19 protein-coding genes are annotated in these 23,241 nt (G+C 69.1%); 11 read left to right on the forward strand and 8 right to left on the reverse strand.

All coding sequences use genetic code 11. The annotated features are described in order from the left end of the window. Positions 1–112 precede the first annotated feature (112 nt). Together CY652_RS07545 and CY652_RS07550 are read left to right on the forward strand one after the other, a co-directional pair. The gene (locus CY652_RS07545; RefSeq protein WP_102130079.1) at positions 113–2,323 is read left to right on the forward strand and encodes an FUSC family protein; all 2,211 of its coding nucleotides are present in this window, start codon (positions 113–115) and stop codon (positions 2,321–2,323) included. A 106-nt stretch (positions 2,324–2,429) separates the two neighbouring features. Beyond that, positions 2,430–3,935 carry an acetyl-CoA hydrolase/transferase family protein gene (locus tag CY652_RS07550; protein ID WP_102130080.1) on the forward strand — a complete coding sequence of 502 codons (1,506 nt, stop codon included), beginning with the start codon at positions 2,430–2,432 and terminating at the stop codon, positions 3,933–3,935. Positions 3,936–4,030: 95 nt separating this feature from the next. Here the strand turns inward: CY652_RS07550 and CY652_RS07555 are convergent, their stop codons facing one another. The 3 genes from CY652_RS07555 to CY652_RS07570 form a co-directional block, all read right to left on the reverse strand. Next, positions 4,031–4,972, reverse strand: a complete 942-nt coding sequence (locus CY652_RS07555) for a LysR family transcriptional regulator (RefSeq protein WP_102130081.1) — start codon at positions 4,970–4,972, stop codon at positions 4,031–4,033. A 133-nt stretch (positions 4,973–5,105) separates the two neighbouring features. Then, on the reverse strand, positions 5,106–6,536 hold the full coding sequence (locus tag CY652_RS07560; RefSeq protein WP_102130082.1) for a sugar porter family MFS transporter: 1,431 nt from the start codon (positions 6,534–6,536) through the stop codon (positions 5,106–5,108). Positions 6,537–7,357: 821 nt separating this feature from the next. Then, complete coding sequence (locus CY652_RS07570; RefSeq protein WP_102130084.1) at positions 7,358–8,275, reverse strand: LysR substrate-binding domain-containing protein; 918 nt, start codon at positions 8,273–8,275, stop codon at positions 7,358–7,360. Positions 8,276–8,449: 174 nt separating this feature from the next. On the opposite strand from CY652_RS07570, the gene CY652_RS07575 reads away from it, so the two are divergent. The 8 genes from CY652_RS07575 to CY652_RS07610 all read left to right on the forward strand — a co-directional run bounded on the left by CY652_RS07575 (position 8,450) and on the right by CY652_RS07610 (position 16,557). Further along, on the forward strand, positions 8,450–9,565 hold the full coding sequence (locus tag CY652_RS07575) for an ABC transporter substrate-binding protein (protein ID WP_102130085.1): 1,116 nt from the start codon (positions 8,450–8,452) through the stop codon (positions 9,563–9,565). 55 nt (positions 9,566–9,620) lie between these two features. Further along, entirely contained in the window at positions 9,621–10,700 is a 1,080-nt protein-coding gene (locus CY652_RS07580) for an ABC transporter ATP-binding protein (protein WP_102130086.1), read from the forward strand. Further along, positions 10,687–11,562 carry an ABC transporter permease gene (locus CY652_RS07585; protein WP_102130087.1) on the forward strand — a complete coding sequence of 292 codons (876 nt, stop codon included), beginning with the start codon at positions 10,687–10,689 and terminating at the stop codon, positions 11,560–11,562. Before CY652_RS07580 ends, CY652_RS07585 begins: the two co-directional genes overlap by 14 nt. Positions 11,563–11,578: 16 nt before the next feature. Beyond that, positions 11,579–12,376: an ABC transporter permease gene (locus CY652_RS07590; RefSeq protein WP_102130088.1), complete on the forward strand. Its 798-nt coding sequence runs from the start codon at positions 11,579–11,581 to the stop codon at positions 12,374–12,376. After that, the gene (locus tag CY652_RS07595; RefSeq protein WP_102130089.1) at positions 12,373–13,515 is read left to right on the forward strand and encodes an NAD(P)/FAD-dependent oxidoreductase; all 1,143 of its coding nucleotides are present in this window, start codon (positions 12,373–12,375) and stop codon (positions 13,513–13,515) included. The genes CY652_RS07590 and CY652_RS07595 overlap by 4 nt, the downstream gene beginning before the upstream one ends. A gap of 136 nt (positions 13,516–13,651) precedes the next feature. Then, on the forward strand, positions 13,652–14,017 hold the full coding sequence (locus CY652_RS07600) for a (2Fe-2S)-binding protein (RefSeq protein WP_102130090.1): 366 nt from the start codon (positions 13,652–13,654) through the stop codon (positions 14,015–14,017). Continuing rightward, the gene (locus CY652_RS07605; protein WP_102130091.1) at positions 14,007–15,407 is read left to right on the forward strand and encodes an FAD/NAD(P)-dependent oxidoreductase; all 1,401 of its coding nucleotides are present in this window, start codon (positions 14,007–14,009) and stop codon (positions 15,405–15,407) included. The genes CY652_RS07600 and CY652_RS07605 overlap by 11 nt, the downstream gene beginning before the upstream one ends. Beyond that, positions 15,400–16,557 (forward strand): NAD(P)/FAD-dependent oxidoreductase, encoded by a 1,158-nt coding sequence (locus tag CY652_RS07610; RefSeq protein WP_180970457.1) that lies wholly within the window; start codon positions 15,400–15,402, stop codon positions 16,555–16,557. Before CY652_RS07605 ends, CY652_RS07610 begins: the two co-directional genes overlap by 8 nt. 47 nt (positions 16,558–16,604) lie before the next feature. Here CY652_RS07610 and CY652_RS07615 read toward each other — a convergent pair whose 3' ends face one another. The 3 genes from CY652_RS07615 to CY652_RS07625 form a co-directional block, all read right to left on the reverse strand. Then, positions 16,605–17,090, reverse strand: coding sequence for an aconitase X swivel domain-containing protein (locus tag CY652_RS07615; RefSeq protein ID WP_102130092.1), 486 nt, complete (start codon positions 17,088–17,090; stop codon positions 16,605–16,607). Beyond that, positions 17,083–18,330 (reverse strand): aconitase X, encoded by a 1,248-nt coding sequence (locus CY652_RS07620; RefSeq protein ID WP_102130093.1) that lies wholly within the window; start codon positions 18,328–18,330, stop codon positions 17,083–17,085. Before CY652_RS07620 ends, CY652_RS07615 begins: the two co-directional genes overlap by 8 nt. A gap of 149 nt (positions 18,331–18,479) precedes the next feature. Further along, positions 18,480–19,631, reverse strand: a complete 1,152-nt coding sequence (locus tag CY652_RS07625) for a porin (protein ID WP_102130094.1) — start codon at positions 19,629–19,631, stop codon at positions 18,480–18,482. Positions 19,632–20,381: 750 nt separating this feature from the next. Here CY652_RS07625 and CY652_RS07630 point away from each other — a divergent pair. Beyond that, a complete protein-coding gene (locus CY652_RS07630; protein WP_258002224.1) occupies positions 20,382–21,155 on the forward strand; it encodes a pyrroline-5-carboxylate reductase in 774 nt (257 codons plus the stop codon). 37 nt (positions 21,156–21,192) lie between these two features. On the opposite strand, the gene CY652_RS07635 is transcribed toward CY652_RS07630, so the two are convergent. Beyond that, positions 21,193–21,858, reverse strand: coding sequence for a GntR family transcriptional regulator (locus CY652_RS07635; RefSeq protein ID WP_102130095.1), 666 nt, complete (start codon positions 21,856–21,858; stop codon positions 21,193–21,195). Between the two features lie 139 nt (positions 21,859–21,997). Then, positions 21,998–23,230, reverse strand: coding sequence for a metal-dependent hydrolase family protein (locus CY652_RS07640; RefSeq protein WP_102130096.1), 1,233 nt, complete (start codon positions 23,228–23,230; stop codon positions 21,998–22,000). Positions 23,231–23,241: the final 11 nt, after the last annotated feature.

Below are 23,241 nucleotides of genomic sequence, written 5' to 3' on the forward strand. Positions count from 1 at the left end.
TTTCCGAGACAGCCATTAATGGGAACGGCGGCGGAATCCTAAAATCGGCGGGCCCGACGCGGACTGTCCGTCCGCTCCGCTCTCCGGATCGGGCGCCGCTTTCCGCTTTCCGATGAATTCCAGGTCCGTTCCTCCACCCGCTTCCGCCGTTCCGCCCGGACTACGCGCCGTCGGCCGGGCCCTCCGGGCCTGGGCGACGAGCGACGGCTACGTGTGGCTCCATCTGTTCAAGACCGTCGCCGCGGCCCTGTTCGCCATGGGGATCTCGATGCGTCTCGAACTCTCCCAGCCGCGCATCGCGATGACGACCGCCTTCGTGCTGATGCAGCCGATGAGCGGCATGGTGCTCGCGAAAAGTTTTTACCGCGTGATCGGGACGTTCGCCGGCCTCGCGGCCGCCCTGCTTCTTGGCAGCCTGTTCTCCCAGCAGCCGGCGCTTTACATGGGCGCCATTACGCTGTGGATCAGCCTTTGCATCGCGGCGGCGGTCCGCAACCGGCACTTCCGCTGGTACGGGTTCGTGCTGGCCGGCTACACGGCGACGCTGATCGGCATTCCCGTGGTGATGTCGCCGCAGACGCTGTACATGTCCGCGCTGACGAGAACCGCCGAAGTCAGCGTCGGCATTTTCTGCTCGGCCGCGATCAGCCTCATGTTGCCGCTCAGTTCGAGTCGCGCCCTGATGCGGGCCATCGAGGCGAGACACCGGCGCTTCGTCGGGCTCGTGCCGGATGCGCTGACCGGGCAGCTCGAAGGCGGAGAATTCGAGCGCGACTTCGGCGCGTTCGTCGACGGCATCGTCGGATTCGAGGCGACCCGGGCGTTCGCCTCGTTCGAGGACCCGCACATCCGGGCCCGAAGCCGCCGGCTCGCGAGACTCAACGGCGAGTTCATGAACGCCTGCACGCGCCTGCACGCGCTGCACCAACTGCTCAGGCGCCTGCACGACACGCAGGCGACCCCGGTGCTGTCTGCGCTGATGCCGGAGGCGAAAGCGCTGGCGGCCTGCTTCGACGCCCTGCGCGACGAGACCGGCGACCGCCCCGCCCCCCCGCCCCGCTCGACGACCGCGCTGAGCCGTTTCCGCACGGGCCTGCAAGAACGCACGCGCGAGGCAAGCGCGTCGCTCGCGGCGACGGCACCGGACGGCTTGCCCGACTTCGACACCGGCATCGAGCTGCTGGCGCGCTTTGCGTCCCACTATCTCGGCTATGCGCGGACCCGCCGGTCGCTGGCGCGCGACAGCCACGGGCTCGAGCGCTCCGTCACGCGCTACACGGTCAAGACGAATCGCTACTTCGTGATCTTCACGTTCCTGCGTTCGGTCGTGGCGATCGGCGCGATCAGCACTTTCTGGATCGCGACCGGGTGGCCGAGCGGCGGCATGGCCGTCATCAGCGCGGCGGTCGCGTCCGCGCTCGGCTCCAGCTCGCCGAAGGCGCCGAAGTTCGTCGCGCAGATGGCGGCCGGGGCCGCGGTCGCCACCGTCGCCGGATACGGCTTCCTCTGTTTCGTCTATCCGGCCATCGAGGGCTTCGCGCTGCTCTGCGCGGCGCTGACGCCCGCGTTCGCGCTGGCCGTGTTCGTTTCCACGCGTCCCGGCATGTCGGGCTACGGCGTCGGCTTTCTCGTGTTCTTCTGCCTGCTCGCCGGACCGGACAACGCGATGTCGTACGCCCCGGACTTGCTGATCAACAACGGCATCGCGGTCGTCGTATCGATGCTGGCGACCGCGGCCGTTTTCTCGGTGGTGTTCCCGACCACGATGCCGTGGCTCAGCCGGCGGATCACGCACGACCTGCGCCGCCAGGCGGCGCTCGCCTGCAACCGGCCCCTCGACGGCCTGCATGCGCGCTTCCAGTCGAGCCTGCACGAATTGATGTCTCACCTGCGAAACCTGCTGCCGCCGAACTCAGGGCAGTATCGCGATGCGTTGCGCTGGATGCTGGTCACGCTCGAGGTCGGCCATGCCGTCATCGACCTGCGCGAAGACCTGGCACGGCTCTCGCGCACGACGCCGGGCGGCATGCCGCGCTGGCTGGAACCGGTCGACGCCGTCCGCCCGGCGCTCGTCGCGCTGTTCGAGGCGCCCTCCGAAGCACGCCTGTCGCACGCGCTGCATCGCGCGAATCTCGCGCAGTGCGCCCTGGAGTCGGCGCGGTCTACCTGCTCCGCATCGGCCGGCGAATGGCGGCGGATGCAACGCATGCTCTCGTGCCTGCACATCATCCGCAGCGCGCTGCTCGACCGGGACGTGCCGTTCGACTGGCGGCCGGCGAATATTCCCGCCGCCGGAAGGGAGCATTCACGAACGGGACGTTAATGCGCGCCAGGACCGATCGTAGAATGCGACGCATCGTTTCGGCGCAGCGAACCCGAAGCGAACCCGAAGCGAGCAGGCAGACATCACAATCCGGAGGGAGGAGCGAATGGGCGAGCAAAGAATTCGCTGCGCGGCGTTGCGCGAGCGAGTCACCACGGCGGCGGAGGCCGCGCGACTGATCACGGACGGCATGCGAGTCGGTGCGAGCGGTTTTACGCGCGCCGGCGACGCGAAGGCCGTACCGCTTGCGCTGGCGCAACTCGCGCGAGAAAGCGCCGCCCCGCCGCGGATCACGCTGATCACCGGCGCCTCGCTCGGCCACGACATCGACCGCGCGCTGACGGACGCGGGCGTGCTCGCCCGCCGCCTGCCGTTCCAGTCCGACTCGACGCTGCGCCGCGCGATCAACGACGGCACGGTGATGTTCGTCGACCAGCATCTCTCCGAGACGGTCGAAATGCTGCGCGCCGGGCTGCCGGGCAAGCTCGACGTGGCGATCGTCGAGGCGGTCGCCATCACGGAGAACGGCGGCATCGTGCCGACCACGTCGGTCGGCAACTCGGCCAGCTTCGCGACGCTGGCCGACCGGGTCATTGTCGAGGTGAACCGGTCCCAGCCGCTGGCGCTCGAAGGCCTGCACGACATCTGGATTCCGGGCCGCAGGCCGCATCGCGGCCCGTTGCCGATCGTGACGCCGCGAGACCGCGTCGGCACGACGGCGATACAAATTCCACCGCACAAGATCGCGGCGATCGTGATGACGGACGCGCCCGACAGCCCGTCGACGGTCCTGCCGGCGGACGAAGAAACGGCCCGGATCGCCGCTCACCTCATCGAGTTCTTTACGCACGAACGAAAGCTCGGCCGACTGCCGCAAGGCAGGCTGCCGCCGTTGCAGGCGGGCATCGGCACGATTGCGAACGCGGTGCTGTCGGGGTTTGCCGCCTCGCCGTTCGAGGCGCTGACGATCTACTCCGAAGTGCTTCAGGATTCGACGTTCGACCTGTTCGACGCCGGCAAGCTGGACTTCGCGTCGGGCGCGTCGATCACCCTGTCGGCCGCGCGCCAGCAGCAGGTGCTGGCCGAGCTCGACCGCTACCGCGATCGCCTCGTGCTGCGTCCGCAGGAGGTCAGCAACCACCCCGAGGCGATCCGCCGGCTTGGACTGATCGCGCTGAACACCGCGCTCGAATGCGATCTCTACGGCAACGTCAACTCGACCCACGTCGGCGGCACGCACATGATGAACGGCATCGGCGGCTCGGGCGACTTCGCGCGCAACGCCGCCTATGCGATCTTCGCGACCCGGTCGGTGGCGAAGGACGGGCGCGTTTCCAGCATCGTGCCGATGGTGCCGCACGTCGACCACAACGAGCACGACGTGGACGTCATCGTGACCGAGCAGGGGCTGGCCGACCTACGTGGGCTCGCCCCGCGCGAGCGCGCGCCGCTGATCGTCGGGCGATGCGCGCATCCGGCCTACCGGGACGTGCTCAAGGACTACTATCGCGACGCGCTGAAGGGCGGCGGGCAAACGCCTCATGCGCTCGGGCGCGCATTCGCGATGCACCTCCGTTACGCCGAAACGGGATCGATGCGACCCGCCGGCTGAGCCTTGTCGATATCGGCCTCTACGCCGTGCCGCGCCGCGCCGTGCCACGAACCCGCGGCGCCGGGCCGGCCGTCGCCCGGACGGGCTCGAACCACCTACGCGTGCTGCGCCGAAGACGCGTTCAGGCTGGCCTCGTCCCGCGCGATCAACGCCGGCAGATGCCCCCGCAGGAACTCGACCCACGTCCGCGTTTTGGCGTCGATGAATTTCCGCGACGGATGCAGCGCGTAGATGGTCGTCTTCTGCAACGTGTGCTGCGGCAGCACGCGGATCAGCGTGCCGTCGCGCAGCCCCTCGACCGCCGAGTACGTCGGCAGGATGCCGATGCCGATCCCCTCCCGTATCGCCACCACGAGCGACTCGGCGATGTTCACCCGCACGGGACCGCTCACCTGCAACTCGACGCTGCCCTCCGGGCCGTCCAGCACCCATTGGTACGCGGGAAACGCCGGCGTCTTCAGGATCAGGCAGTCGTGCTCCCTCAGGTCCGCCGGCGTCCCCGGCACGCCGTGCGTGCGGACGTAGCCGGGCGAGGCGCACAGCACGCTGTAGGTCGAACCGAGCGGCAGCGCCACGAGTTCGGAATCGGGCAGGGCGGACGCGGTAATGACCGACACGTCGCTGCTGCCGTCGAACAGGTCGGGCATGCTTTGCGACAGCGTCAGCTCGATGTTCACGTCCGGATGCTGTTCGCGATAGCGCGCGATGGCAGGCAGGATGTAATGCTGCCCGATGCTGGCGAAACTATGCATCCGCAGCAGGCCGACCGGGTTCTCGAGCGCGCCGCTGGCCTCCTCCTCCGCATGATCGAGGTCGACGAGAATCTGCCGGCAGCGCTCCAGATAACGCTCGCCGGCCGGCGTCAGCGCAAGCCGGCGGGTCGAGCGGCTCAGCAGGCGCGTCCGCAGATGGGCCTCCAGCTCGGAAACCGCGCGGGACATCGCGCTGATCGGCGAATCCAGCGACTGGGCCGCGGCGGTGAAGCTGCCGGCCTCGACGACGCGGATGAAAATCCGCATGTTCTGTAGCGTGTCCATCGGTGCTCTACGTTCTGCCGGGAAGCCGAATATATCGGGTTCCCGGCCGGCCCGTCAGGAGCCTGGCAGGACCGGCGGCGAAGACGGGCCGCCCTCGGGGCGGCCCGCGCCGTCCGCCCGCGGGGCCGCCTGTCTAGCGCCGGCGAGCTACGCCAGGGCGCGCCGCCCACGGCAGGAACGTGCCGGCCTTCAGCGAGCGTTCGATGTCTTCGAGGCTCCGGCCGCGCGTCTCGGGCACAGCAACGAAGATAAAGCCCCACGCGAGCACGTTGAATCCCGCGTACACCCACATGGCGCCGCCGATGCCGAGCCAGCGCGTCATCGTCAACGCGGTTCCCGTGAGCAGCAGGTTGGACCCCCACAGCATCGCGGCGTGCATGCCCGTCGCCTGGTCGCGAATGCCGAGCGGGTAGATCTCCGAGCCCGTCAGCCAGCCGATGAGCTGGATGCCCGCCGAGTTGAACACCATGAAGCCGACGAGACACGCGATCACCCATCCTTGCTGCGCGGGCGTGCCGACGCCGCCGGCCAGCACGTGGGCCAGCATCGCGAGACTGGCCGCGGAGACGGGCAGCGTGCACAGGCTCAACGGGCGCCGGCCGACGCGATCGACGAGCAGCTTGCCGGCGAACGTCACCGAGAAATACGTGAGCGCGACGCCCAGCGCCGCCCACAGCGAGGCCGACGACGTGAAGCCCGCCATGCGCAGGAAAGTCGGCGTGTAGTAGATCATCATCTCGATGCCGGTCAGTTGCGTGAACGCGGCCACGCCGAGCCCCGCGATCAGCGCGGGGCGCAACCAGCGCGCGCGCATCGCCCGCCATCCCTGCGCGGATTCGCGCCGCTGCCGCTCGACCGTGTCGCGAATCTCGGCGATCTCGCGGCGCACCGCCTCGTCCGAATCCCGCACCTTGACGAGCGCCGCGTGCGCGTCGCGCACCCGGTCCTGCTCGACCAGCCAGCGCGGGCTGAACGGCAGGCGCGTCATGCCGAACAGCAGCGCGAGCGACGGCACGACGGCGACGCCGAACATCCAGCGCCAGCTAACGAGATCGTCGCCCGCCACGCCGACGATTGCCGCGAGCAGAATGCCGACGCCGATCGACACGTTGAAATAGGTGACCGTGCGTCCGCGCCGGTCGGCCTCGGCCAACTCCGCGATGTAGGCCGGCACGATCTGCGTCGAGCCGCCGACGGCGATGCCGAGCACGAGCCGCGAGAGGACGAGCCATTGCACGTCCGGCGAGAGCGACGCCGCCACGACGCCGACCGCATAGATCGTCGCGACCACCATGATCGCGTGGCGCCGCCCGATCGACGCGGACAGGCGCGTGCTGCACAGCGAGCCGACGACGGCGCCGAGCAGGATCACGGCCGCGACGAGCTCCTGGGCGCGATAGCCGAGGCCGAAGTCGCGCGCGATCAGCGGCAGCGCGCCGGCGATGATGCCGGTGTCGTAGCCGTACAGTCCGCCGGCGATGGCGGCCACGGTGGCGACCATCGCCATGTAGACCTTGCCGGACGGCTTCGCGTCGTCGACAAGGGGCAAGGATTCCGGGTTCATGAAAAGGTCTCCAGGCATGCGCCGCCCGGCGCGCCGCGAAGGCGGCGAACGGACGAGCGGCGGCGCGCGTGCGGCACCGGGCCGACGCGGGTGGATGAGGAGGACGCCCGAGGGCGTGCGGGCGCCGCCGGCCTGCTTGAAGGTCGGGGCGCTTCGGATTGGATGGGGAAGCGGTTTAGACGCGCGCGAAAGGCGCGCGCGCGGGACCGCCGCGCGTCACGCTTGCGGAGGCTCGTCCTGCACGGGCAGAAGGCTGAGGCTGTACGCGCGGCAGATGCGCACGATGCGGGGCATCCGGCGCCGGGTGCTCAGCGGAGGGGCGTAGTTGCGGAAAACAGTCATGACAGTCGCCGTGATGAAACCGCAGCGCCTGCACCCTCGCTGTACTGCCGCCGGGCGCGGTCGCGTCGGTTCTTCGGGTTGCCGCACGATCTCGAAGCCGTACTTGAAGAAGGCGCCAGTGTCTCCCCTGGCTCTTCACCGCCTGATGCTCAGACGACGTACCGGCCGACAACAACGGCCGGGCCGAGGCGCGCTTTCCCGCTTGAGTCCCGCTTGAATCCCGCTCGGGTCTCCGGGTAAAGGGCTCGGACTGGAGAGGGACCGTGGCCTCGCGGGCATGCCGCCATGCCCGCGAGGCCACGGTCCGCGGACATTCTACCGGGCTTCATCCCAAAAATCCAAACGCACGGGCTCGGCGGCCCCCGTCGAGGCCGTGCCCGAAGCGCCGGCCACGATGTTCCCGCGTCGCCCGCCGCGATCGATCGACGACGCAACCGGCGGCACGACCCGCAGCACGGCCGGCGGCTCGCCCGCTGCCGTCAACGCGCGCTCCACTGCGCCTCGCTTTCGCGCAGCCCGACGTCGAACTGCGCGCGCAGCAGTCCGACGAACTCGTCGGTCAGCCGCGTGCGCGGGCGATGCGGCGGGAACAGCAGGAAAGTCGGATGCAGGATCGTCGGCCGGAACGGCTTGACGCGCAGCCCCTCGCCCGCGTGGCTGCGCGCGATCAGCGGATGCACGAGCGTCACGCCGAGCCCGTGCCGCACCATCTCGCAGCAGATCGCGCCGTACTGCGCCTCGATGCCGAGCTTGCGCTCGATGCCGGCGAGCTCGAACGCGCGGTCGACCTGCGTGCGCGTGCCGTCGCCGTGGCACAGCGAAATGAACGATTCGCCGCTCAGGTCCTTCGCGTTGACGGCGCGGCGCCCGGCCAGGCGATGGTCTTCGGGCAGCACGCAGACGGCGCCGGCGTCGGGCAACGGCTCCACGTCGCAATTGGCGGTCTCGCCGACGTAGACGACCACGCCGAGATCGCAGTATTGCGACGCGACCCACTGCTCGACGGTCGTCGACGTGTTGACGTGCAGCGACACCGTCACGCCGGGCCGGCTCTGCCGGTACAGGCCGATGACGGCGGGCAGGAACGCGAGGCCCACGGCCGGCACCGCCGCGATGCGCAGCCGGCCGCTGCCGAGGTTGCGGATGTTCTCCGCGGCGTAGGTCAGGCTCTTCAGCCCGACGAATGCGCGCTCGACCTCGCGATAGAACGCGTCGCCCTCGGCCGTCGGCACGAGCCGCGTGCCCGAGCGCTCGAACAATACGAGCCCGGCGTCGCGTTCGAGCTGCGCGATCAGCCGCGAGACGTTGGGCTGCGACGTGTGCAGTTCCTTCGCCGCGACGGTCATCGATCCATACTGCATGATCGCGCGGAACGCTTCGATCTGTCTGAGGTTCAATTGGCAGGGACTCCAGCGGAAATCCGGCCCAGCGGGCCGGACGGCAACCCATATCATTTTTGCATGGATAGCTATTTTATTCTTATTAGACGGTATGAAAACAGATCCACAAAATGAACGTACATTCTCCGTTGCCAACCGCGCCCGAGGGGCGCATCCGCCAGGAACGCCGCCATGATCCCTGTGTCGCGCAGTCGCCGTACCCCGTCGCCCCGCCGCGGGCCGCAATCGCCGTTGCTCCGCTCGCTGCGAGCCTTGGCCGGGCGCTTCGCACCGTATCCGCTCGCGGCCGCGCTCGCCGCGCCGCTCGTCGCGCAGGCCGCCCAGCCGACGCTCTACGTCGCCGACGTGGGCGGCTCGGTTCAGCAGCTATTCGACCAGAAGATCATTCCCGGCTTCGAGAAGACGCACGACGTGAAGGTCGTCTACGTAGCCGGCAATTCGAGCGACACGCTCGCGAAGCTGCAGGCACAGAAGGGCCACGAGCAGATCAACGTCGCGATCATGGACGACGGCCCGACCTACCAGGCGATGACGCTCGGCCTGTGCGGCAAGGTCGACCCGGCGCCGGTGATGAACGACCTCTACCCGCTCGCGCATCTCGGCGACGACGCGGTCGGCATCGGCATGGTGGCGACCGGCATCGGCTACAACGCCGACGCGTTCAGGAAGCTCGGCCTGCCCGAGCCCGACTCGTGGAACGTGCTGGCCGACCCGCGCCTGAAGGGCAAGATCGGCATGCCGCCGATCACGAACACCTACGGGCTGCACACGCTCGTCATGCTCGCCCGGATGAACGGCGGCGGCGAGAAGAACATCGACCCGGGTTTCGCCGCGATGAGCGGCAAGGTCGCGCCGAACGTGCTTTCGTGGGCGCCGACGCCCGGCGAGATGGACAGCGAGATGCAGAACGGCGACGTGATCCTCGCGCCCTACGGCAGCGGCCGCGCCGTCGCGCTGCAAAACACCGGCTTCCCGCTCAAGTTCTTCTATCCGAAGGAAGGCGGGATCGCGCTGCAGGTCGGCGCCTGCCCCGTCGTCGAGAACGCGCAGCCGCAGTTGTCCCAGCAGTTCATCCAGTATCTGCTGAGCCCCGAGGTGCAGGCGCTGCAGGCGCAGGCGGCCGGCTACGGCCCGGTCAACAGGACCGTGAAGCTCGCGCCCGACGTCGCCGCGCGCGTGCCGTACGGGCCGGCGCAGATCGCGAAACTGGTCTCGCTGGACTGGACCACGATCAACCAGCATCGCGCCGAGTGGACCGAGCGCTGGAACCGCACCGTCGAACACTGAGCATCGGGTCCGGCCGGGCGACCCCTCCTCCCCCTCGCCCGGCGAGAACAGACACATGAGTTTCCTCACACTGAAGGGCCTGTCCAAGCGCTACGGCGACTACACGGCGATCGAGCAGATCGACCTCGAGGTCGCGCGCGGCGAGTTCGTCTCGCTGCTCGGACCGTCGGGCTGCGGCAAGACGACGACGCTGCAGATGGTGGCCGGCTTCGTCTCGCCGACGACGGGCCAGATCCTGCTCGACGGACGCGACATCACGCACGAGCGGCCGGAGCGGCGCGGCATGGGCGTCGTATTCCAGAGCTACGCGCTGTTCCCGCACATGAGCGTCGCCGCCAACGTGGGCTTCGGGCTCGAGATGCGCAAGGTTCCGCGCGCCGAGCGCGCGGCGCGCATCGACGAGGCGCTCGAGCTTGTGCGCCTCGCGGGCCTCGGCGGCCGCTATCCGAAGGAGCTGTCGGGCGGCCAGCGCCAGCGCGTGGCGATCGCCCGCGCCATCGCGATGCGCCCGGCGCTGCTGCTGCTCGACGAGCCGATGTCGAACCTCGACGCGAAGCTGCGCGAGAACATGCACATCGAGCTGCGCGCGATCCAGCGCCGCCTCGGCATCACGACGATCCTCGTCACGCACGACCAGGTGGAGGCGATGACGATGAGCGACCGCATCGCCGTCATGCACCGCGGCCGCATCGCGCAGATCGGCACGCCGTTCGACGCCTACGAATGGCCGTCCACGCCGTTCTCGTCGACGTTTCTCGGCAAGACCAACCAGTTGCCCGGCACGCTGCTGCGCCGCCTGTCGCACGGCGCCGACATCGACGTCGCCGGCACGACGCTCTTCGTGCCGCACGGCGGGCGCTGGCTGACGGGCCGCGTCTACGTGTACCTGCGCCCGGAAAAGCTGCGCCTCGTCTCCCCGGGCGATGCGCGCGTCGCCGGCCCGATCGTCACGCGCGTGTTCGTTGGCAACCAGTGGCTGCTCGAAGTGGACACGCCGCTCGGCCGCCTGAGCGTCGCACAGCCCAACCGCGGCGAGCCGCCGCCGGCCGAGGGCGAACAGGTCGGCCTCGCGTGGTCGGACGACGACCTGCGCGCACTCGACGTCGACACGGAGGCCGCCGATGGCCGCGCCTGACGACGCCCGCGGCGGCGCCGCGCCCTGGCTGCTGACGGGCCCCGCGCTGCTGCTGTTCAGCGTGATGCTGCTCGTGCCGCTCGCGCTCACGCTGGTGCTCTCGTTCCACGCGTTCGACGACGCCACGGGCGCCACGCTGCCCGCGTGGACCGCGAGGCAGTATCTGCGCGTCGTCGTCGACCCGTACTACGGGACGATCTTCCTGCGCACCGCGGCGCTCGCGATCGGCGTCACGCTGCTGTGCGTCGTGCTCGGCGTGCCCGAGACGCTGATCCTCGCGCGCATGCGCCGGCCCTGGCAGTCCCTCTGCCTGCTCGCGGTGCTGTGCCCGCTGATGATCTCGGTCGTCGTGCGCACGCTCGGCTGGCAGATCCTGCTCGGCAACAACGGCGTCGTGAACGAGGCGCTGCAGGCGCTGCACCTCGCGTCGGGACCGGTGCAGCTCGTCTTCACGATGACCGGCATGGTGATCGCGCTCACGCACGTGATGGTGCCGTTCATGGTGCTCTCGATCTGGGCGACGCTGCAGAAGCTCGACCCGCAGGTCGAGTGGGCCGGACTCTCGCTCGGCGGCTCGCGCTGGCAGGTGTTCCGTCGCGTGGTGCTGCCGCAGATCCTGCCGGGCGTGCTGTCGGGCTCGATCATCGTGTTCGCGCTGTCGGCCTCGGCGTTCGCGACGCCCGAGCTGATCGGCGGACGACGCCTGAAAGTGGTCGCGACCGCCGTCTACGACGAATTTCTCGGCACGCTGAACTGGCCGCTCGGCGCGGCGATCGCGGTGCTGCTGCTGATCGCGAACGTCGCGATCGTGATGGGCTGCAGCCGCCTCGCCGAACGCCGCTTCCGGCACATCTTCGACTGAGAGGACCGTCAGCACGATGAAACGCAACGGATTCTGGGGGCTCGCGTTCAACGCGCTCTTCCTCGTCTTCATGATGGCGCCGCTCGTCGTCGTGATCCTCGTGTCGTTCACGGCGAAGGGCTATCTGTCGATGCCGTTCGACGGCGCGTCGCTGCGCTGGTTCCGCGCGATTCTCGACGACTCGGACATGCTCGACGCGATCTGGCTCTCGGTGCGGCTCGCGCTCGTCGCGGCGACCGTGGGCGTCGCGCTCGCGGTGCCGGCCGCGCTCGCGCTCTCGCGCTACCGCTTCCCGGGACGCGGCGCGCTGACGGGCTTCTTCCTCTCGCCGATGATGATTCCGGCCGTCGTGCTCGGCATCGCGTTCCTGCGCTTCCAGAGCCTGCTCGGGCTCGGCGGCTCGTTCGCCGCACTCTGCGCGGCCCACGTGGTGATCGTGCTGCCCTACGCGCTGCGGCTCACGCTGGCCTCCACCGCTGGGCTCGACCGCGACGCGCAGCGCGCGGCGCTCTCGTGCGGCGCAAACCGCTTCACCGCGTTCTACCGCGTCGTGCTGCCGATGATCCGCACGGGCGTCGTCGGCGGCTGGGTGCTCGCGTTCATCCAGAGCTTCGACGAACTGACGATGACGCTGTTCATCGCCACGCCCGGCTCGAGCACGCTGCCCGTCGCGCTGTACAACGCGATCGCGCAGACCATCGACCCGCTCGTCGCGTCGGTCTCGACCGTGCTGATCGTCTGCACCGTCGTGCTGATGCTCGTGCTCGACCGGCTCGTCGGGCTCGACCGCGTATTGATCGGAGAAACACGATGACGAACGAAGCGTCGGGCACGCCCGACGTGCTGGTGATCGGCGGCGGCCTCGTCGGCTCCGCGCTCGCCTACGGGCTCGCGACGCAGGGCCGGCGCGTGACCGTGGTGGACGGCGACGACAACGCGCTGCGCGCGTCGCGCGGCAATTTCGGGCTGGTCTGGGTGCAGGGCAAGGGCCTCAAGCTCACGCCGTACGCGCGCTGGTCGCGCGGCTCGGCCGAACGCTGGCCTACGCTCGCCGCCGCGCTCGCGAACGAGACGGGCATCGACGTCGCGCTCAGGCAGCCGGGCGGTTTCTACTTCTGCTTTTCCGACGACGAGCTCGCCGCGCGCGAGCGCCAGCTTGCGACGCTGCGCGAGGCACTCGGCGGCGACTATCCGTTCCGGATGCTCGACGCGCGCGAGGTCCACGAGCGGATTCCGGCGCTCGGCCCCGAAGTCGTCGGCGCCAGCTATTCGCCGATGGACGGCCACGTGAACCCGCTCAAGCTGCTGCGCGCGCTGCATACCGCCATGCGCGCGCGCGGCGTCGCGCTGATCAACGGCGAGCAGATCGCGCGCATCGCGCCCGAGGCCGGCGGCTTCGTCGCGCACGGACGCAGCCGCACGTTCCGCGCGCCGCGCATCGTGCTCGCGGCCGGGCTCGGCAACCGCTCGCTGGCGCCGCAGGTGGGCCTGCACGCGCCGGTCGCGCCCAACCGCGGCCAGGTGCTCGTGAGCGAGCGCGTCGCGCCGTTCCTCGACTATCCGACCCACAACGTCCGGCAGACCGACGAAGGCACCGTGCAGTTCGGCGACTCGCTCGAAGACGTCGGCTTCAACGACCAGACGACGACCGACGTGCTCTCGGCCATCGCGCGGCGCGGCGTGCGCGCGTTTCCGCAGCTCGCGCAGGTGCGGCTCGTGCGGATGTGGGCCGCGCTGCGCGTCTACAGCCCGGACGGCCTGCCGATCTACGACGAGTCCGCGCGCCATCCGGGCGCGTTCGTCGTGACCTGCCACAGCGGCGTGACGCTGGCCGCCGCGCATGCGCTGCGCGTGGCGCCGTGGATCGCGGGCGGGCTGCCGCCCGAGGACGTCGCCGCGTTTTCCGGGGCACGTTTTACCGCCGACGCGGCAGGCGCCGCGAGCCACTCATGACGCGAGCCGGCTGCTGCTGCGCGATCGCGCCGAATGAAGTGCCGGGCGAGACGCCCGCCGCGCGATTCCGTCCGGCGCGCGCTGCCGCGCGAGCCCTGTCCCGTTCCCGTTTGCCGAATTCCGCCAGGTTCCGACCATGACCGCCAAACCGCTTTTCACCCTGCTGGAGCCCGACGCGGCCGGCGCCCCCGTGCGTATCTGGTTCAACGACGCGCCGCTCGACGTGCCCGACGGACGCTCCGTCGCGGCGGCGCTGTTCGCCGCCGGCGTGCGCCGCTTCCGCTCGACCCCGGTCAGCGGCGAAGCGCGCGCGCCGTACTGCATGATGGGCGCGTGCTTCGAGTGCCTCGTCGAGATCGACGGCGTGCCGGGTCGCCAGAGCTGCCTCGTCGCCGTGCGCGACGGCATGCGCATCCGCTCGCAGGAAGGCGCGCGCGACCTGCCGCCGCCGCAGGCATCCGGCACGGCCCGCAACGAAGGAGGAAAAGACGATGCACGCTGAACCGGTCGACCTCGCCGTGATCGGCGCCGGACCCGCGGGCCTCGCGGCGGCGACGCGCGCGGCCGCCACGGGCCTGTCGGTCGTGCTGCTCGACGAGCAGGACGCCGTGGGCGGGCAGATCTATCGCGCGATCGAGCGCAGCGGCGCGCGCCGCCGCGCCGTGCTCGGCCCCGACTACGCGGCCGGCGCGGACCTCGCGGCGGCGTTCGCGCGCTCCGGCGCGCGCCACGTGCCGAACGCGTCGGTCTGGCAGGTCACGCGCGAACGCTCGGTGCATTACCTGCAGGACGGCAAGGTCGGCAGCTTCGCGGCGCGGCGCGTCGTGCTCGCGACCGGCGCGCTCGAGCGGCCGTTCCCGATTCCGGGCTGGACGCTGCCCGGCGTGATGACGGCCGGCGCCGCGCAGATTCTGCTCAAGGGCGCGGGCGAAGTGCCGGCCGAGCCGCCCGTGCTGGTCGGCTGCGGCCCGCTGCTGTACCTGCTCGCGTGGCAGTACGTGCAGGCCGGCGTCAAGGTGCGCGCCGTCGTCGACACGACGCGCAGCGAGGACCGCTGGCGCGCGAAGCGGCATCTGATCGACGCGTTGCGCGCGTGGCCGATGCTCTCGAAGGGGCTGCGCATGATCCGCACGCTGCGCGCGGCCGGCGTGCCGATCCACGAGGCGGCGGACGACCTGCGCATCGAAGGCGTGCCCGGCGAGGACGGCACGCCGCGCGCGCAGACGCTGCGCTTCTCGGTGCGCGGCGTGCCGCAAAGCATCAACGCGAACCTGTTTCTGCTGCACCAGGGCGTCGTGCCGAACACGCAGTTCAGTTGGGCCGTGCGCGCCTCACATCGCTGGGACGACGCGCAGTTGTGCTTCGTGCCGGCGACCGACGAATGGGGCGAACTCGACGTCGAGGGCCTCTTCGTTGCCGGCGACGGCGCCGGCATCGGCGGCGCGCAGGTCGCGGCGCTCGCCGGCGAACTGAGCGCGCTCGCGGTGGCCGCGCAACTGGGCACGCTCGACGCTGCCGCGCGCGATCGCGCCGCCGCGCCGTTGCGTCGGCGCCTCGCCGACGCGCTGCGCATCCGGCCGTTCCTCGACAGCCTCTACCGGGCGCGCGAGGAAAACCGCGTTCCGCGCGAGGACAGCGTCACCGTATGCCGCTGCGAGGAAGTGAGCGCCGGCGAAGTGCGGCGCATCGTGGCGCTCGGCTGCCTCGGCCCGAACCAGGCGAAGTCGTTCAGCCGCTGCGGCATGGGCCCCTGCCAGGGGCGCCTGTGCGGCCTCACCGTCACCGAAACCATCGCGCAGGCGCGCGGCGTCAGCCCGGCCGAGGTCGGCTACTACCGGGTCCGGCCGCCGATCAAGCCGCTCACGCTCGGGGAGCTCGCCAGTGGTGAGTAACACGAACCGCGCGGACGACGTGGGCGCCGACGTGCTCGTGATCGGCGGCGGACTGCACGGCTCCAGCACCGCGTTTCATCTCGCGCGCCGCGGCGTGCGCGTGATCGTGCTCGAAGCCGACTACGTCGCGCGCCATTCGTCGGGCGTCAACGCAGGCGGCGTGCGCACGCTCGGGCGGCCGCTGCCCGAAATTCCGCTCGCGCTGATGTCGCGCGAAATCTGGCACGACCTCGCGGCGACGATCGGCGACGATGGCGGTTTCGTGCCGGCCGGACAGATCAAGATCGCCGAGACCGACGCCGAACTCGACGCATGCCGCGCGCGCGTCGCCGAGCTGGAATCGCACGGCTTCACGCACGAGCAGATCATCGACCGCCGGACGCTGCTCGAACTGGAGCCCGCGCTCGCGCCGCACGTGACGGGCGGAATCCGGGTCGAGCGCGACGGCTACGCGCTGCCGTACCGGACGACGTTCGCGTTCCGCCGCGCGGCCAGCGCGCTCGGCGCGGTCTTTCACGAGGGCACGCCGGCGCGGCGCATCGGGCAGCACGGCACGCGCTGGCAGGTCGACACGCCGCGCGGAACCTTCGCCGCGCCGCATCTCGTCGTGACGGCCGGCGCCTGGGCGGGGCAGCTCGCCGAACAGGTCGGCGAGTCCGTGCCGGTCCACCCGGAAGGGCTGATGCTGATGGTCACGCACCGGGTCGCGCCGTTCTGCCGGGCGACGCTCGGCGCGACAGGCCGGCCGCTGTCTTTCAAGCAGTTCGACAACGGCACCGTGGTGATCGGCGGCAAGCTGATCGGCATCGCGGACCTGCCGGGCCGCCACGGCGAAGTCGATTTCGCGCGGCTCGTGCGCAGCGCGCGCACGGTGACGGACCTGTTCCCGCATCTGCGCGAACTCGGGATCAACCGCGCCTGGGCCGGCGTCGAGGCGTTCACCGACGACGGGCTGCCCGTGATCTCGCCGAGCGAGCGCGCGGCACACCTCACCTACTCGTTCGGTTATTGCGGCAGCGGCTTCCAGCTCGGGCCCGGTTGCGGCAAGCTCGTGTCCGAACTCGTGCTCGACGGCCGCGCGTCGTTGCCGCTCGACGCGTTTTCGATCGGGCGCTTCGCGAATCCGGCGCGGCCGTCGTACGCGCATTGAGACCGAAGCGGGCGACGCGGGACGAGCGGCGCTAACCCGGCATTGACTTAACCCGGCGCGATATCCAGGTAGAGCGTCGCGCCGTCTTCCGCGGCCTCGATCCGCACCGGACCGGACGCCGTTGCCATGGCCTCGAAGCCGGCCTCGTCGACGCACACGACCGGCACGTCGATGCCATAAAGCTCGACCGCAACGATCGCCCCGATGGAAACGATGAGGTCCCGCTCCCGGAGCACGATGCCGACGGGTCCGGTGCCGTTGCGAATGGCTTCCGCGAGCACGCTGCTGCTCGAGCTCGAGCCCTTGGCCTGCTCCATCACCATGATTTTTCCGGCGAGGCTCTGCCCGAACTGCGGATGCGTGCGGTCGACGATCCTGCCCGCCGTCGAGTCGTAGCCGCCCCAAAAACTCAGCGGCTTGTCGAGCGCGATCGTTTCGGCGCACGCGTTTCCCGGAACGAGAACGTCGCCCGTCAGAACGCTGCCGGGAACGGTGCGGGAACCCGTCTGAATCGATGCGGACTTATCAGCCATCGAAACGCACCTTTCCTTCGAACGCGGAGCGGACGCACTCGCTCATGCTGCCGTAGGCGACCGTCACGCCGATATTGGCCGGTGCGTAGGACGCCCACTTGCCGGAGTTGGTCATGACGATCCCGGACAGGTTCTTCATGACGGGGGTGATGTAGGTGCACGTGTCGACGACGATCTGAATGCCGCGTTGTTCGAGCCGGCCCGCGATGCCGAGCTCTTCGAGCTGCCACAGGATAAAGCGGCTCGTGTTCACGTAGAAGTCCGACTTCGGTCTGCCCTCGAAGCGATCGAGCAGCGCCTCGAGCTTGCCGAACTCGGCCACCGAGAAATGCGGCGTCCCGAGCGACACCGCGACGAGATCGTCGCCGTCGCAAGCGTGGTTCAGCGTGCGGCGGATGTCGTCGAGGTCGGACAGGCCGACCGCGTGCGTGCGCTGCGGCGCCTGCCCATGAAATGCGGCTTCGAGCGTGGGCGCCTCGGGCGTGATGCCGACCGCGTGAAACAGCGCGACGGCCCCGCTGGACGCGGCGGCTGCGCCAAGCGCCTTCAGTTCGTCCTCGGTCGTGTCCGCCGGCAGGCCCGCGATGACCGGCACGATCGCGCCGGCGATCTTGCCGATCAGGAAGCCGAGCGCCGCGAAATAGATGTCGCGGGACGCCAGGCCGGAAAAATCCGCGACGTCAAACAGTATCCGGCCGGCGCGATTGGCTTCCACGTGCAGCCCCGCGTACGGCGCCCGGCCTGTGATGGCGGCGGCGAGGTCGAGAAAATCGCCGTAACGGCTGGTCCTCGCCCCGAGCACCGAATTGGCGAACACGATCGCGTTGGACTCGGCCCACGCGATCTGCTCGCCCCGCTTCGGCCGGTTCTTCAGTTGATACGGCGCGCACGTGAAGCTCGATTCGCAGCCCAGTTCGAGATGCGCGTCCATCAAGCGCTGCGCGTCCGACCGGATCTTCCCGTCGCCCCTGAACAGGTCGGGATGGATCAGGTCGAGCGAGCCGACGTTCAGCGTGGTCGGCACCGCCACCCGCGCCTCCGTCCGGACGAAGAATTCGACGAAATCCAGACTGGTCTGCCCGTGATACAGGCACCCGTCGATGTGGGCGGATTCGATGTCGATCAGATGCGGAGCGGACATGACGTGGGCCGTGCGAGCGACGATGCGCATGGCCCGCGCCACGCCCTCGCCGAACGCGCCGTGCAACATCGCGGTGTCGCGCTCGCCTAGCTGCAGCATCCTGTTCCCCTCGTCACGTTGTCGGCCACATCATAGCCCCGGCTGCCGCAGACCGCGAGCGGCAAAAGCCGCAACGCGGCCGCCGGCACGCGTGACCCGCCGCACGCGCGCCGTGCGCGAGGCGGGTCGGCCGACGGACCGGGCACCCGTCAGAACCGATGCCGGATCCCCGCCGTGACGGCGACCTGGCTGCGCGTCGCCGACGCGGCGCTCAGCGCGTTCAGATAGGCCGTGATCTCCGGGTTGCTGCTCACGTGCTGATATTCGCCCAGCAGGAACAGGTCGGTCCGCTTGCTGAACGCGTAGTCGGCATACATGCTGACCTGGTTGAAGTCCGGGCTCACCCCGCCGCCGAAGTTCGACCGCGTGTAGGTATAGGCGCCCGCCAGCGTGATCTCCGGCGTCAGCGAGTAGCGGAGATTGCCTTCGAAGTTCTGCAGGCGCGCGCTGTCCCCGTGGATGACGAGACCCGATGCCGTGCCGGACTGGCCCGGCGACACGCTGCCCCCGGCCGCGTCGCCGAGATCCGTCTGCGTGTAGACGAAGCCGGCGATCACCGGACCGACCGTGTAGTTGACGCCCGCGCCGAACGTCCGCTGCACGCCGGCCGCGAACGTGTAGGTGCCCGTTTCCGCGCCCGAGCCCGTGGCGCTCAGGGCGAGGTCGCTCATGTCGTTGTTGAATTGCAGGTAGCCGGCCGCAACGCTCAGGCCGCCGTACGTATACGAGGTGCCGAAGCTGTAGGCCCGGTTGTTCTCGAAGCTCGTCGAATTCGAGAACCCGTACAACGCGCCGAACTTGAGGCCGCCGTAGTTGACGCTCGTATATTTGATCGAGTTGTTGATCCGCAGCGAATTGTCGAGATTGTCGTTATCGAACGGGTGGGCGAAGTACGTGCCGCCGATCGACGTGCCCGTCAGCGACAGCGGCGCGAGGTAATCCACCACGCTGTCGTATTGGCGGCCGAGCGTGAACCCGCCGTACGAGGCCGACGAGAGGCCGACGAAGGCCTGCCGCCCGAACATCCGGCCGTTCTGGCCGAGCGTGCCGCTGTTCATGTTGTAGCCGCTTTCCAGCGTGAAGATCGCCTTCAGGCCGCCGCCCAGGTCTTCCGCGCCGCGCAGCCCCCAGCGGCTGCCGTTGATGTTGCCGCTGGTTTCCTGCCAGGTGCTGTGGCCGCCCTGATTGCTCGTGTAGGTGATGCCGTTGTCGATGAGGCCGTACAACGTCACGCTGCTCTGCGCCTGCGCCGACATGGAGCAGACGCTGATCAGGGCAGCCACCGGAAGAACTTTCTTCATTTTCTCGATACTCCAGGTTAATTAAAAACGCCGCGCCCGCGAGCGCGGCCAATGCGATCGGGCAGTGCGGACGACGCGACCGCGCGCCAGGATGTCCGGGACGTCAGGCTCCGCGGGGATGACGGGCGCATCGAACGGCGGATTCCGGCTGCCCGTCCGCCCGTGGCCGCCGGCGCGCCCTTCCCGTGCGCCCGACGCCCGCCGCGCCCGCTCCCCGTCGAGACCTCGCCCGACCGGAACTTCATTGACAAAACCATACGTACTACTACCTACACAATCGACTTCATCCGGGTGCAGGCATCCGATTCCCCGCTCGTCGGCGCCATGGCCGGCAACCGCTCCGACGACACGCCCAGTTTCGGTGCACGTCTGCCGTACGAATGGAGCCGACCATCGATCGAAACGAAACCGCGGCCGCGCCTAGAATCGGCCACAATATCCTGTATCCAATATACTTGGTCAAGCGATTCCGTGAATCTTCGTGCTTGCCGCGACAGATCGGAGGCGAGGTCGAAAACCCGCGATTGCGACGCGCGATGTTTCAGGCCTGGCTATCGCGCGGATTGACGGTCTCTATCGCGAAGTCCATCGGCAGGAAGATGAGTCAGGCATGCTGACGAAGTGCCGCGGCGGACGGAAGACGGGCCGGCGGCACACGCCGCCATGTAATGAAATATTTTGTAGCCGGCGATAATGCGCAAAAGCCGCGACGGTGATCTCGCGGCCCTGTCGGCAATGGACCTTATCCTCATGATCAAACGTATTGGATTTATCGGCACCGGGACCATCACGGAAGCGGTCGTATCCGGCATCGCGACGGCGCCCGGGCTGCCGCCGGAGATATGGGTTAGCCCCCGCAACGCGGAGGTCTCGGCGCGACTCGCTCAGGCGCACGCGTTCGTGCATGTCGGACGGGACAACCAGGATGTCGTCGATCGCTGCGACGTGGTCTGCCTGTGCGTGCGCCCGCAGATCGCCGAAGAGGTGCTGGGCGCGCTTCGTTTCTCCGCCGGGCACCGCATCCTCAGCTTCATCGCGACCTGGAACCTGCAGCGGCTGTCCGCCACCATGCCCCACGTGTCGCGCATCGCGCGTCTCGCCCCGCTTCCGATGGTCGCGCAGCATGCCGGCCCGACCATCATCTACCCGCCCGACGAAATCGCCGCGCACCTGTTCCGGCCGCTGGGCCAGGCCATCGAGGTCACGGACGAAGCCACCTTCGACACCCTTCTGACGGCGACCGCGTTGATGGGTCCGTTCTTCGCCACGCTCGACGCGGTAGGCACGTGGCTCGACGACCACGGCGTTGCCGGCCCGCAGGCGCGCAGCTATCTTGGCGAACTTTTTCGGGGACTCGGGGCGATCGCGCAACATCGCGACAGCGGCTTTGCCGAGCTATCGCGGGAGTTCTCGACCGTTGGCGGATTGAATGAGCAGTTTACGCGGGAGCTTGACGAGCGGGGCGTCTTCGAGGCGTACGGCGCGGCGCTCGACCAGGTGCGAAACCGTATCGGCCGGCGCTGAACCCGCGGACGCGGGACGGCGCACAACCACGACGCGTCTATCGCGGCACGACCGCTTCGACCACGGCCATGATCTGCTGGGCGGCCGTCTTGACGTGCTGTTCGAGCAGCTTCGCGCCGAGTTTGGCGTCGCGCTTCTGGCAAGCGGTGACGAGCCCCATGTGCTCGTCGTGCGACTGCTCCCGGATCGGCACCTTGACGACCTGGAAGCGGAAATAGCGATCGCAGCGGTCGTGCAATACGCGCAGCATCTGCAACGTGATATCGCGCTGCGCGGGCAGATAGAGCGTTTCGTGAAAACGCCAGTTCAACTGCCCCCACAGACCCGAATCCGCCTTGTCCATCTCCTTCACGAGGCGCTCTGCCCGGGCGATCTCCGCTTCGGTAACGCGCGCGATCGCCTCGGAAAAGATCCACGGTTCCAGGCGCAGACGGATATCGAACGTTTCCCTGACCTCGTCGATCGAAAGCTCCGCAACGTACGCCCCCTTGTGAGGCACGTTCGTGAGCAGCCCCTCGGCGGTCAGGCGCGTGATGGCCTCGCGGATCGGCACCCGGCTCACGCCCAGCTCGTCCGCGAGCGCCTCCTGGCGCAGCACTTCGCCCGGAGCCAGATCGCCGCTCAGGATACGCTGCCGGATTTCGGTCGTAACCAGTTCGACGGTCGTGGGCCGGACGATCTTTCGCGTGCTTTCCACGTCCATGGTCTCGTTCGTTGCGGAAGCCGCTACGGCATGACGCTTCGTTGCTACCCGGGGCATGATGGTCTGATCAGAATTCTGGATACCGGCGACAGCATATCACGGGCCGGCTATAGGATCCAAAATCCAGAAATCGGCCTTATTACAGCGATCGACGTACCCAGCCGCCATTTTTCAGGATGCCGGCGATGTGCTCGCCCTGGCCGGCCAGCAGCGAGATGTCCTTGAGCGGATCGCCGTCGACGATCAGCAGGTCGGCGAACGCACCCGCCGCCACGACGCCGAGACGGCCCTGCATGCCGACGATCTCTGCGCCCACGGCCGTCGCCTGGCAAAGCGTTTCGAACGCGCCGAGCACGTCCGCGCGAATCGTCAGCTCGTCGCTCTGGTACTGGTGCATGTCGCCGAGCAGGTCGGTGCCGAGCCCCATTCTCACGCCGTGCCGCTTGAGCCGCTCCAGCGCCTTCAGCCCCTGAAGGCGAACGTTCTCGTTCTTCGCCAGCGTGCTTTCGGCGATGCCCGATTTCGCGCCGACCTTGCTCATGGCGTCGTAGGTCACGAGCGTCGGCACCGCGAATGCGCCGTGCTCAGCCATGGCCGCCGCGGCCTCGTCGTCGACGAGGTTGCCGTGCTCGATCGTCCGCACGCCGAGCCTGACGGCGCGCGCGATCGCCTTTCCCGTATACGCGTGAGCCATCACGTAGGTCTGATGCGAAGCCGCTTCCTCGACGATCGCCTTCACCTCGTCCACGGAAAACTGAAGATTGCCGATCGGGTCCGTCGGCGACGCGACACCGCCCGACGCCATGATCTTGATGTGATGGGCGCCGGCGCGCATTTCCTCGCGCACCGCCTTGCGTACCTCGTCGACGCCGTCCACGATGCGCCCGATCGCGCCGAAGCTGCGGTTGCATCCGCAGGGGTCCGGATCGGAGTGGTCGAAACGCTCGCGGAAGTCGCCGTGCCCGCCCGTCTGCGAAAGCGCCTTGCCCGCCACGAAGAGACGCGGCCCGCGGATCACCCCCTCCTCGATCGCCCTCGCGAGCGCATAGTCCGCACCGCCCGCGTCGCGCACCGTGGTGAAGCCGCGATTGAGCATCGCCTCCAGAATGGGCACGGCGCGCAGGACGGCGAACGTGTTGGGCAGTCGCCCGTTGTTGCCGAGATGGGCAACCGACGCGACGACGTGCGCATGACAATCGACCAGACCCGGCATGACGGTCTTGCCGCCCAGGTCGATCACCTCGGCGCCTTCGCAGGACACCGGCTCGCGCGTGACCTCCCGGATCGTTTCTCCGTCGATCACCACGGAATACGGCGCGACGTCGTGCTCGCGGTTCACGTCGAGGACCCGCGCATTCTTCAGTATCAGCATTTCAGTTCTTC

The sequence above is a fragment of the Burkholderia sp. WAC0059 genome (assembly GCF_002870125.1).
In the GTDB taxonomy this organism is placed as follows: domain Bacteria; phylum Pseudomonadota; class Gammaproteobacteria; order Burkholderiales; family Burkholderiaceae; genus Paraburkholderia.

Excerpts from the sequence above, each read along its gene's own strand:
- CY652_RS07545 (WP_102130079.1), top strand. The coding sequence starts at position 113 with ATGAATTCCAGGTCCGTTCCTCCACCCGCTTCCGCCGTTCCGCCCGGA.
- CY652_RS07550 (WP_102130080.1), top strand. The coding sequence starts at position 2,430 with ATGGGCGAGCAAAGAATTCGCTGCGCGGCGTTGCGCGAGCGAGTCACC.
- CY652_RS07555 (WP_102130081.1), bottom strand. The coding sequence starts at position 4,972 with ATGGACACGCTACAGAACATGCGGATTTTCATCCGCGTCGTCGAGGCC.
- CY652_RS07560 (WP_102130082.1), bottom strand. The coding sequence starts at position 6,536 with ATGAACCCGGAATCCTTGCCCCTTGTCGACGACGCGAAGCCGTCCGGC.
- CY652_RS07575 (WP_102130085.1), top strand. The coding sequence starts at position 8,450 with ATGATCCCTGTGTCGCGCAGTCGCCGTACCCCGTCGCCCCGCCGCGGG.
- CY652_RS07580 (WP_102130086.1), top strand. The coding sequence starts at position 9,621 with ATGAGTTTCCTCACACTGAAGGGCCTGTCCAAGCGCTACGGCGACTAC.
- CY652_RS07585 (WP_102130087.1), top strand. The coding sequence starts at position 10,687 with ATGGCCGCGCCTGACGACGCCCGCGGCGGCGCCGCGCCCTGGCTGCTG.
- CY652_RS07590 (WP_102130088.1), top strand. The coding sequence starts at position 11,579 with ATGAAACGCAACGGATTCTGGGGGCTCGCGTTCAACGCGCTCTTCCTC.
- CY652_RS07595 (WP_102130089.1), top strand. The coding sequence starts at position 12,373 with ATGACGAACGAAGCGTCGGGCACGCCCGACGTGCTGGTGATCGGCGGC.
- CY652_RS07600 (WP_102130090.1), top strand. The coding sequence starts at position 13,652 with ATGACCGCCAAACCGCTTTTCACCCTGCTGGAGCCCGACGCGGCCGGC.
- CY652_RS07605 (WP_102130091.1), top strand. The coding sequence starts at position 14,007 with ATGCACGCTGAACCGGTCGACCTCGCCGTGATCGGCGCCGGACCCGCG.
- CY652_RS07615 (WP_102130092.1), bottom strand. The coding sequence starts at position 17,090 with ATGGCTGATAAGTCCGCATCGATTCAGACGGGTTCCCGCACCGTTCCC.
- CY652_RS07620 (WP_102130093.1), bottom strand. The coding sequence starts at position 18,330 with ATGCTGCAGCTAGGCGAGCGCGACACCGCGATGTTGCACGGCGCGTTC.
- CY652_RS07625 (WP_102130094.1), bottom strand. The coding sequence starts at position 19,631 with ATGAAGAAAGTTCTTCCGGTGGCTGCCCTGATCAGCGTCTGCTCCATG.
- CY652_RS07630 (WP_258002224.1), top strand. The coding sequence starts at position 20,382 with ATGATCAAACGTATTGGATTTATCGGCACCGGGACCATCACGGAAGCG.
- CY652_RS07635 (WP_102130095.1), bottom strand. The coding sequence starts at position 21,858 with ATGGACGTGGAAAGCACGCGAAAGATCGTCCGGCCCACGACCGTCGAA.
- CY652_RS07640 (WP_102130096.1), bottom strand. The coding sequence starts at position 23,230 with ATGCTGATACTGAAGAATGCGCGGGTCCTCGACGTGAACCGCGAGCAC.